The 9712-nt window shown below is 61.5% G+C and carries 11 protein-coding genes and 2 pseudogenes; 8 read left to right on the top strand and 5 right to left on the bottom strand.

Features of this window, described 5'->3' with window-relative positions; all coding sequences use genetic code 11:
- Positions 1-149: 149 nt before the first annotated feature.
- From QZY07_RS07800 to QZY07_RS07785, 4 genes and pseudogenes are all read left to right on the top strand, one after another.
- Entirely contained in the window at positions 150-386 is a 237-nt protein-coding gene (locus tag QZY07_RS07800) for a glycine zipper domain-containing protein (protein WP_295401347.1), read from the top strand.
- Between the two features lie 90 nt (positions 387-476).
- A complete protein-coding gene (locus tag QZY07_RS07795) occupies positions 477-791 on the top strand; it encodes a pyrimidine/purine nucleoside phosphorylase (protein WP_295401346.1) in 315 nt (104 codons plus the stop codon).
- 34 nt (positions 792-825) lie between these two features.
- Positions 826-1244, top strand: a pseudogene (locus QZY07_RS07790) (hypothetical protein); the annotation flags it as partial.
- Positions 1245-1271: 27 nt separating this feature from the next.
- Positions 1272-1622, top strand: coding sequence for a hypothetical protein (locus tag QZY07_RS07785; protein WP_295401344.1), 351 nt, complete (start codon positions 1272-1274; stop codon positions 1620-1622).
- Here QZY07_RS07785 and QZY07_RS07780 read toward each other — a convergent pair.
- On the bottom strand, positions 1571-1834 hold the full coding sequence (locus QZY07_RS07780; protein WP_295401342.1) for a ferredoxin: 264 nt from the start codon (positions 1832-1834) through the stop codon (positions 1571-1573). The two genes, QZY07_RS07785 and QZY07_RS07780, sit on opposite strands and share 52 nt — an antisense overlap.
- A gap of 261 nt (positions 1835-2095) precedes the next feature.
- Here QZY07_RS07780 and QZY07_RS07775 point away from each other — a divergent pair, with 261 nt between their 5' ends.
- Both QZY07_RS07775 and QZY07_RS07770 read left to right on the top strand, forming a co-directional pair.
- Positions 2096-2584, top strand: a complete 489-nt coding sequence (locus QZY07_RS07775) for a hypothetical protein (protein WP_295401340.1) — start codon at positions 2096-2098, stop codon at positions 2582-2584.
- A 454-nt stretch (positions 2585-3038) separates the two neighbouring features.
- Positions 3039-4427 (top strand): ribonucleotide-diphosphate reductase subunit beta, encoded by a 1389-nt coding sequence (locus tag QZY07_RS07770; protein WP_295401338.1) that lies wholly within the window; start codon positions 3039-3041, stop codon positions 4425-4427.
- A 12-nt stretch (positions 4428-4439) separates the two neighbouring features.
- On the opposite strand, the gene QZY07_RS07765 is transcribed toward QZY07_RS07770, so the two are convergent.
- Positions 4440-4805 (bottom strand): 4a-hydroxytetrahydrobiopterin dehydratase, encoded by a 366-nt coding sequence (locus tag QZY07_RS07765; RefSeq protein ID WP_295401336.1) that lies wholly within the window; start codon positions 4803-4805, stop codon positions 4440-4442.
- Positions 4806-5026: 221 nt separating this feature from the next.
- Complete coding sequence (tadA, locus tag QZY07_RS07760) at positions 5027-5494, bottom strand: tRNA adenosine(34) deaminase TadA (RefSeq protein WP_295401335.1); 468 nt, start codon at positions 5492-5494, stop codon at positions 5027-5029.
- 125 nt (positions 5495-5619) lie between these two features.
- On the opposite strand from tadA, the gene QZY07_RS07755 reads away from it, so the two are divergent.
- Positions 5620-6720, top strand: coding sequence for an alkene reductase (locus QZY07_RS07755; RefSeq protein ID WP_295401333.1), 1101 nt, complete (start codon positions 5620-5622; stop codon positions 6718-6720).
- A 58-nt stretch (positions 6721-6778) separates the two neighbouring features.
- On the opposite strand, the gene QZY07_RS07750 is transcribed toward QZY07_RS07755, so the two are convergent.
- Positions 6779-7717 (bottom strand): Rpn family recombination-promoting nuclease/putative transposase, encoded by a 939-nt coding sequence (locus QZY07_RS07750; RefSeq protein WP_295401332.1) that lies wholly within the window; start codon positions 7715-7717, stop codon positions 6779-6781.
- Between the two features lie 552 nt (positions 7718-8269).
- Entirely contained in the window at positions 8270-9298 is a 1029-nt protein-coding gene (locus QZY07_RS07745; RefSeq protein ID WP_295401330.1) for an SGNH hydrolase domain-containing protein, read from the bottom strand.
- 174 nt (positions 9299-9472) lie between these two features.
- On the opposite strand from QZY07_RS07745, the pseudogene QZY07_RS07740 reads away from it, so the two are divergent.
- A pseudogene (locus tag QZY07_RS07740) lies at positions 9473-9712 on the top strand (hypothetical protein); the annotation flags it as partial.

The raw sequence follows: 9712 nt of genomic DNA, 5'->3' as shown, positions 1-9712 counted from the left end.
CCATGAAAACAGCGTGACGTGGCGTCGATGTCGTGAAAAATGGCCATTCAATGACCCATTGATGAGAAAGTCACCTTGATTTTCAGCCTCCAGAGCGGCTTCGCCGCGACGTCCGACCTAAGTCGGACAGGCTCCTAGGAGTGAATACGATGAAATTGATGATGATTTCGATGACCCTGCTGGCAGCGGCCACCATCGCCGCCTGCGGAACCACCACCGCCTCGCGGACGGGGAGCGGCGCCGCGCTCGGGGCAGCCACCGGAGCGGCAGTCGGTTCGTTGAGCGGTAACGCGGGTAAAGGCGCGCTCATTGGCGCGGGAGCCGGGGCGCTGGGCGGTTACGTTCACGATCGCAACGAGAAGAGTCAAGAGCAGCAGCGCTGGTAGGCTGACTGCGGAACCCGTCGGTTTCGGGCGGCGGGTTCCGTCGGCAAGACCTGTTTGCATCCCACCCCACGCACCGCCAGAGACGTTGTTATGTCTGAATTCACCAATGTCACCGTGACCAAAGCAGCGAATTGCTATTTCGATGGTCTGGTGACCAGTCGCACCCTGACGTTCCCGGACGGGCGCATCAAAACCCTCGGAATCATGCAGCCCGGCGATTTCGAATTCGGCACCCAGGCGCGGGAGCTGATGGAAATCATGAGCGGAGAACTGGAGGTCCTGCTCCCCGACGAGGAACAATGGCGTCAGATTCAGGGGGGCGAATCGTTCGAGGTGCCCGCCAATGCCAGGTTCCGCGTCCGGGTGCGCGCGTTGACGGATTATTGCTGTTCGTTTCTGCCCTGAGCCGGGTAGTCCGCGTCTGGCGCGAGCCCCGGTGTCTGCATGGACCTCACCAATCAAATCCAGGGGCTTGGAGTTGCAGCAGCGCGTGGGCGCGACGCTGGAGATCGAGTCTGGCAGCAACGATCCCATGGCGGTCTTCCTGACCATCGCACTGATCCTTAATCCTCGGGGCAAGCCAAGGCTGACGCCGCTGACCGAGTTTGCCCGTCAGATGGGATTAGGCGCCTTGTTCGGTCTTGCTGGCGGCTTTGGTCTGGTGTGGCTGGTCAACCGTCCGGCGATGTCGCCTGGGCTCTATCCGCTCCCGGTTCTGGCGGGCGGCTTGAGTCTCTTCTTCCCTGGCGCGAGCAGGTGTTCATCGGCTGGGTGGGTCTGCTCTGGGCGGTGCCTATTATCCTGGCGCTCTTCCCGCTGCTGGCGGGTCTGGAGCAGGACCAGATGTACTTCAACATCGATTCACGCTCGACGAGCTGATTCGTCGTGGACTCAATGCGCATCCAGTGGTCGGCGACCGGTTGCAACCAGGGGAGCGTGGAATTGGTGGCGCGCCAGGTGCTGGATGACCGGATCGCCCAGGTGGGACTGAAGCTTCCCCGCGGACTGAACCGCGTTCAGCGCGACTCGCGCTCTTTTGTGCGAGATGGGCGTTGCGGGAAACAGCGGCGGTCGCGCGAGGCGCGGGAGCGTTCGACCGACGCAACCCGAGCGAACGTGCTGGATGCCGACTGGGTTTCCGTGTTCAGGGAGATCATCGCCGTGAACACGGACAAGGGACGCGACTACCAGTTATTGGCCGCGCTGAGGGTCGCGCGAGCCTCCTCGGTGGGGTAAATCATCTTGCCCGCCTCGTCGAGGAGGGTAATCGCGAGGGTCGGACAGCCTTCAGCCGCCGAGCGCATCATCAGTTGATCCCCGAGGTCGCCAGTCGGAAGCGCCTTGAGATCATCGCCGATATCTTCTTCCTTGAACGCTTGGGGGCAGGCCACCCAGCAGGTACCGCAGCCAATACAGGCGGCAGCTTCAACCTCGATCTTGCTAATCATGTGTGAGAAGGGTCCATGGCGAGTTAGGCTGCGCGGCATCTGCATCGCGCGGCAGGATTTCAAAAGTCAAAAGATACGCCGGGGTGGCGCGGGGCGCAACGAGACAGGAGACATCGCAAGCGGAATGCGGCGACGGCTGGCACGCGCCAGCGCCGAAATTCAGACGTTTGTGTTAATCGTCGGGTAACCCGGATAATCGACAATCGGAAGCGATTGGCCAGTCCGAACAAACCCTGTGCGTAATCGAGAGAGCCTTTATCCATGTCAGACGCCCCATTCGACCTGATCGATGCCAGGGACGCTTTCGCCGATAGCGATTGGTTCCATGTCTGCCGTCAGGCTCAGACGCCTTACGTCGTCGTGCGCAGTGGCGAGACGTCGGCCGACGTGCTCTGGGACTATGTCACGCTTCCGCCGAGTTGCGATGCCCTGTTGCGTGGCCATTTTGCCTCGCTGGAAAACAACGCCCGCGCGATTTTCGAGCGTTTCGCCATTCCAGAATCGCAGCTCAGGATCAAGCCTACCCTGATCTGTTTCGACCGCTTGCCGTTCGATCACGCCAAGCGTGCCGCGGCGGAACTTCACCGCCTCATTTCAACCTATCTGCCCGATGCCCGCACTGTCTCGCGTGGCGTTCCGCTGCCTTTCGAGTCGGCCGCTCCAGCCGGCGACGGGACACTGGGCGAACCGGAAACACCCGGTCTCCGGCGGCTTTGGGTCGAAGAACAAAACCGCGCAAGTTCGGTCTGAAAAACCTGACGCGGTGGAGCCTAACGTGAGTCGCTCAACAGGCCGAGTCAAACTGCGGCGAAGTCCCTATAACCGGTCACTGCCATGCGTGACACCGCGGAGCGGTGCCACAAGATCCAACAGTAGGTTTTGTTCGCAAAATTGTAGTGCAGAAAAACTAGATACATGCCTTTTGTTTTGGCTATAGCACAATATATTGTGTTTTTGGCTGGACATCTTATCTGGATGCCCTAGAATGCCTAGACTTGGCAAACGGCTTAAACCGTGTAAATATCGACGAATCGCCTGGCACCTGTTTTTCCATGCCCCTTAATTCCTGGACAAGCGGCACCGCCGTCGGTCTTTCTGGGCAGGTCGATTTCCGCGCGTCGGATAACCTTATTGTTCATCCGCCATGCACCCTCATCGGCTGCATGGCGGATCTCTCGCATCGATGAATCGAGGACAGACCACCATGCTGAACTGGGACGATCCACTCGCCGTAGCCAAGCCCGGCGCTGCCACTCTGGCTTCCCTCGTGCCGACTTCGGAGATGTTGGACGAAGGCTCGGAGTTCCGGGTGGGGCAGGGCAACCAGGCGGCGGTTCGCTTGCAATCCCACGACACCCGCGCCCATGCGCGCCCCGGTCAGGGGCTGGTGGCCAATTCGAGCCTGATGGAAACCGCTGGCTCGGCGCCCGTGGTCGCCCCCGACCCCTTTGCCTTGGCGGCGGCCATGCAGGTCGAGTTGTCCATCGAAGAGCCCATCATTCACGGCGCAGACCACGACTCCGATCAGAGTCCCGCTGGTGGCGCCACCGGACTCGAAAACCTGGAGCTGGGCGCGGGTCGGGTGCGGGTGGACGATAAGAAGATCATCAACTGCCGGGCGGATCTCAACCAGCTCGTACCCTTCAAATACGATTGGGCCTGGCAGAAATATCTCGACGCCTGCGCCAATCACTGGATGCCGCAAGAGATCAACATGAACGCGGATATCGCGCTCTGGCGGGATCCGAACGGCCTGACCGACGACGAGCGCACCATCGTCAAGCGCAACCTGGGCTTTTTCTCGACCGCCGATTCGCTGGTCGCGAACAACCTGGTGCTGGCGGTCTATCGTCACATCAGCAACCCCGAGTGCCGCCAGTATCTGCTGCGCCAGGCGTTCGAGGAGGCGTTGCACACCCACGCCTATCAGTACGTGGTCGAAAGCCTGGGGTTGGACGAGGGCGAAATCTTCAATATGTACCGCGAGGTGCCCTCCGTCGCGCGCAAGGCCGAGTGGGCGCTACCCTACACCCAGCATCTGGCCGACCCGCATTTCAACACGGGCACGCGGGAGAACGATCAGACGCTGCTGCGCGAGCTGGTTGCCTTCTATGTCATTTTCGAGGGCATCTTTTTCTATGTCGGTTTCGTGCAGGTGTTGAGCATGGGTCGGCGCAACAAGATGACCGGCACCGCCGAGCAGTTTCAATATATTCTTCGGGACGAATCGATGCACATGAACTTCGGCATCGATGTCATCAACCAGATCAAGATCGAGAACCCGCATCTGTGGACGCCGGAGTTTCGGCAGGAACTGACGACCATGATCCGCGACGCGGTCGCCATGGAGTCGCGCTATGCCCACGACACCATGCCGCGCGGCGTGCTGGGCCTGAACGCGCCGATGTTCGAGGAGTATCTCCAGTTCATCGCCAACCGCCGCTGCGCCCAGATCGGGCTGCCCGAGCAGTATCCAGGCGCCAGCAACCCCTTCCCCTGGATGTCCGAGGTGCTGGATCTCAAGAAGGAAAAGAACTTCTTCGAGACGCGCGTGACCGAGTATCAGACCGGCGGGGCGCTGAACTGGGATTGATCCCTGGGCGGCCTACTCGTATTGGATGTACGCGAACCGGACGTCATCTGGCGTCCCTTCCAGCGCGCTTCCGACGGACGGGCGCCACATCACCGTCTCCTCGATCCGGCTTGCCAGCTCGAAATCCCTGTCGGTAATGCCCTTGGCGGAATGGGTCATGAGACTGACAGTGACTTGGTCATAGGATGCCGTCAGATCGGGGTGATGCCAGGCGGCTTCGGCGAGGTGTCCGACGGCGTTGATCGCCATCAAGGTTCCCTTCCATCCGCTGGTGCGGTAGGTGCGGCGCAGACAGCCGTCAGCGAAGATCCAGCGTGGGAGTTCGCTGGCGATCCGCTCGTGGATTTCCGCCTCGTCGTAGATTCGGATGTCGGACATGGTTGGTGCCTCCGGTGGTTTCGCCCAACCCGGCAGAGCCGGAACCAAAAACGTGATCGAGGACTTTGCTCGTTGTCGTTGTCGCTCGGATACTCGACAACGACAACGCAATTTCTTCGACAGTATGTTTTTAATGTCTTAAACCGCGCCAGCTTCGACAGTCGTGGATGCTGTCGAGAGTGATCCAATTCAAAAACATCGCCTACCGCGCTGGGCGCGGTTTAACGCCGCGCCCGAAAAAAGGCGCGCAGGGTTTCGGCGCACTCGTCGGCCAGGATGCCGCCCCGGCAAGCGGTGCGGTGATTAAAGCGATCGTCCGAAGGCAGCAGGTCGAAGACGCTGCCGCAGGCGCCGGCCCTGGGGTCGGGGGCGCCATAGATGACCTGACCGATGCGGGCATGCACGATGGCCCCGGCGCACATGACGCAGGGCTCCAGGGTGACATAGAGCGCGGTGTCTGGCAGACGGTAGTTCCCCACGCGCCGTCCAGCATCGCGCAACGCCTGAATCTCGGCATGAGCGCTGGCGTCATGCGTCCCGATCGGTCGGTTCCAGCCCTCGCCGATGACCTCGCCGTCCCGGACCAGCAGCGCGCCCACCGGAACCTCGCCCGCCTCGGCGGCGCGCTGGGCCAGTGTCAGCGCAAGGCGCATCCAGTCTTGATCCGAACGGTTGTCAGCGACGTTCAATCGAATGTCTTTCTCTGAGTTGGACCTAAATCCGATCGCTTCAAGCGGGGCTTGAACGCGGTCGATATGGCAGAATGAGGCGCCAACACGCTTCACATCGTTTCTAATCGAGTGAGAACGCAGACATGGATACCGAGCAGACCAGCGACCTCTTTCAACCCTACCAGCTTGGCAGCCTGACGCTCGCCAACCGGCTCGTCATGGCGCCGCTGACGCGCAGTCGCGCGGGCGCGGGCGATGTGCCGACGCCCTTGATGGCGACCTATTATGCCCAGCGCGCCAGTGCGGGTCTGCTGATCAGCGAGGCGTCGCAGATTTCGCCGCAGGGCAAGGGGTACATCCAGACACCGGGGATTTACAGCGCCGAACAGATCGCCGGCTGGAAGCAAGTCACCGACGCCGTGCATGCCGCTGGCGGCAAGATCGTCATCCAGCTCTGGCATGTCGGGCGCATCTCGCATCCCGACCTTCAGGACGGCGGCGCGCTGCCGGTCGCGCCCTCGGCGGTGATGCCGGTCGGGCAGGTCTTCACCGGCCAGGGAATGGTGGATATGGTGACGCCGCGCGCGCTCGAACTCGACGAAATCCCCGGTCTCGTGGCGGACTACCGACAGGCGGCTCGCAATGCGCAAGAGGCGGGTTTCGATGGGGTCGAGATCCACGCGGCCAACGGGTATCTGCTCGATCAGTTTCTGCGCGACAAGACCAATCGGCGCACCGACACCTTCGGCGGCGCTATCGAAAATCGTGCCCGACTGCTGCTTGAAGTCACCGACGCGGTGCTTGAAGTCTGGGAGAAGTCGCGTGTCGGCGTGCGTCTCTCGCCGCTCTCGCCGGTCAACGATATCGACGACTCCGATCCCGAGCCGCTGTTCACCCATGTCGTCAGTGCGTTGTCGGCGCGCGGCATCGGTTTTCTGCATGTCATCGAAGGCGTGACCGGCGGTCCGCGCGAGACCGGTCATCCCTTCCAGCTTGACACCCTGCGGCGACTGTTCAAGGGAACCTATGTCGCCAACAACGGCTATACGCGCGAGCTCGCGCTGTCCGTGCGCGCGACCGACAGCGCCGATCTGATCGCCTTCGGCAAGCTCTTTATCGCCAACCCCGATCTGGTCGAACGGTTGCGTCTGAATGCCCCGCTAAACGAGCCGGATCCCGCGACCTTCTACGGCGGCGACGAGCGCGGCTATACCGATTATCCCTGTCTCGACAGCGAGCGTTGACGCCTGGAGGCGGTGGTCTCCACCTGGGATCGCCGACTTGCAGTCGGCGCCACCGGGGTTATGGGTGCCGCAAATGGTGACCGCGCAGTTGCGCTTTGAGGCGTTCGAGTTCGGCTAGGGCGGCGTCTTTCTCTTGCAAAGCGGCTTCCTTGGCCGCTCGTTCCTGCTCGCCCGCCGCGTGTGCCCGCTGCTCTGCCGCGCGAGCCTGCTGCTCTGCCGCGCGTGCCTGTTCCTTCGCCACCCGCTCCTGCTCGGCATTGGCCCGTTCCCGTTCAACCTCGGCGCGGAGTTCGTCGAGGTCGCGCTGAATGCAGCTTTGCTCGCGCAGATAGTTTTGGCGGGCCTGGTAGGCGTGATAGGCGCGGTCTTTGTCGGAGAAGGCTTTCAGGGTGGTCATGGCTTGCCTCATCTCGTCGGTTTGCATCCAGGGCGGCAGGGCATCGGCGTCGAGACGCTCGCCGTCCTTGAAGAATTTGAGCCAGCGTTCTTGTTCGGTTTGGACCGGGTCGGCGTGGAATTTGTTCAACTCCAGCAGCCAGATGCCGCCGTGGTCGAGCAACGCGCGGCCGTGGGCGTCGCGCAGGCGAAAGTCGTGGACGTACTCGGCGGTGTCGCGTAACAGGTTCTCGCCCAGCAACCAGATCGCATAGGTGGGTTTGAGGGTGCGGTAGTCGGCGCCCGTGCTCAGTTGGGCGCTGTAGAGGTCGGCCCAGGCGTAGAGGATGCGCGCACGCAGGTCGCGATGGGTAAGGAGTTGGATTTCGATCTGGTGCAGGCACGCGCGCTGGTCGCGAGCCTTGACGTCGACGATGCTGAGTTTGTCGTCGAGAAATTCCTTGTCGTTGTAGGGGTTGAGAATTTCGACCTCGGCGATCGGGGCGGCGAGCGCCGGGCCGAGAATGGCGTTAAGAAAATGGATCAGCAGCGCGCGATTGGCGTCCGCGCCCAGCAGGGCCTTGAAGACGCAGTCGATCTTGGGGTCGATGGGATGGTGCATGCCGGTAGTCTAGCCGGGCGCGGCGGTGGGGACAACTCAGGCCGGACGGCGCATTCGCCCCGTCCGGAACCTTTTATCGGCCTGTGCCAACAACGGGCGACCGTAAAACGTGCGGGGCGGGGTGAAGGCCACTTCCCGCATGGGTGCGGCGTAGTTCGTTACCTTGAAAAACCGCCGCGTCCCAGGAAGAAACGCGGCGGTTCAATGGGGCGATCCGAGTTGATCCCGCCAACATCCGTGCCGTTTGAGAGGGTGTGAGGTACTACCGGGCTACCGGGCTGAGCGAAGTCGAAGGGAGTTGAAGGGTTTCCCGAGGGCGTTCAAGATCAAGCGTTGGTGAGTTGGTTCGGTGGGTTTCGTGACCAGCCAGCATCCGTGCCAATCATCGGCGTCATACCCTGGTCACTCTACCCACCCTTGTATCTACCTCGCTTCAGTGCTCAAGACATGGAGCATCCGTGCGGCGATATGCATGATCATGGCGTGAACGCGGGATCGCCAATAGGCCAGGGTGCGCGCGGGAAACCGGGAAGATTCGGCATGGTTATCAAACTATGGCTTTGCGAGTTGCGCACCGAGATGCGCCTTGAAATCGGGATACAGCAGCACGTTGCCATAAGCGCTCGGATGGTCACCGTCGAAGAAGAGCGGGCGACCATCGCGGGTGGTGAAGCATATATCTTCCGGGCAGAGCACGGGAAATGGATCCCAGATCGAGACACCGGGGAAGGTCTGGGCAAGCTCGCGCATGCTCGTTACAATGGGCGCGCGCAGACGTTCCAGTGCTTCGCGCGGTTGTCGGTTGTTGCCAACGCAAATCGGGTTGTGACGATTGAACCAGTCCGAGCAACGGAATGGGGGTGCTCTGAAAATCGGTTTCGGCGCCTCGAAAACGATATGCAAATGTTGGTCGACGAAGAGTTGCATCCACTCTTTCGCGTCCTTCATGGCATCTTCGCGTAGTTTCAGCGCCGCAGGACTGTACATCATCTGGAACACATCATAATCGAAGGATGCCCATTGGTCGCCGAAGCGGTCGATGCGCAGACTGGGCAGGAACAGGATGTCGCCGGCGTCCGCCTTTTCGCGGACCCGTTGGACGATGGCTGCGTTGAAGTCGTTGCAGCCCGTCGGATGGCCGACGAATAGCTGGCGTCGAAAATCGATGAACGGGCAGCCAGCGAAACTGTAGACGCTGACAGTCTGTCCGGTTTCGGCACTGAGTTGCTCGAACATCGGCGAATAAGCGGTGGCATGCGAATCGCCAAGCACATGCACCATGCCGGACGGTGACCGATCCTGGCAATTGAAGGGGACATAGCGGAATTCCTGTCCACCTCCAATCTTGTGATATTCCCGCTTGACCTTGCACACACGTTCGGACTGTTCGGCATTCGGCATTCGACATTCGGCATTCGACATTCGGCATTCGACATCCGTTTGCCGGCATACCAATCGTGCGGGTGGCGGGTGACCGTGCTCAGGCTGTAGCGGCTGGGGTGGGCGAACAGGTGTTGTACCGACCACCAACCAATCAGTGTGAGCGTGACGAAGAACGCAATCCGCGCCAGTGGAGGCCATTGTTCCATGCGCCGATGGTGCCGTAGCGGCGTTTCCACATAGCGATAGCTAAGGGTCGCGAGCGCAAAGGTTCCCGCGAAGGCGGCGATCTGCAAGGGCAGGGTGTGCAGACCAAAGGTCCAGCGCAGCAGCACGTAGATCGGCCAATGCCACAGATAGAGCGAATAGGAACGCTTGCCGATCCATAACAGGGTTGCTGCGGACCTGAGCATCGCGCGCAGCACCTTGCAGGACTGGCGCCGTGCGAGACCCACGGAGCAGACGCGGCTGCCTGCGTGCTTGGTGACGGATTTCGCGACGCCTGAGGGCGTGCGGTGGTTGCACCGGCGGGCTCTGGCCGCGCACGTCACCATCACGCTGCGTGGTGGTGCCGGGGTGCGGGTGGTGTGTGCGTGTCTGGAACTGAGCGGCTTG

The sequence above is a fragment of the uncultured Thiocystis sp. genome (genome assembly GCF_903866365.1).
Classification (GTDB): Bacteria; Pseudomonadota; Gammaproteobacteria; order Chromatiales; family Chromatiaceae; genus Chromatium.
This window is presented reverse-complemented; position numbering and strand designations above follow the sequence as displayed.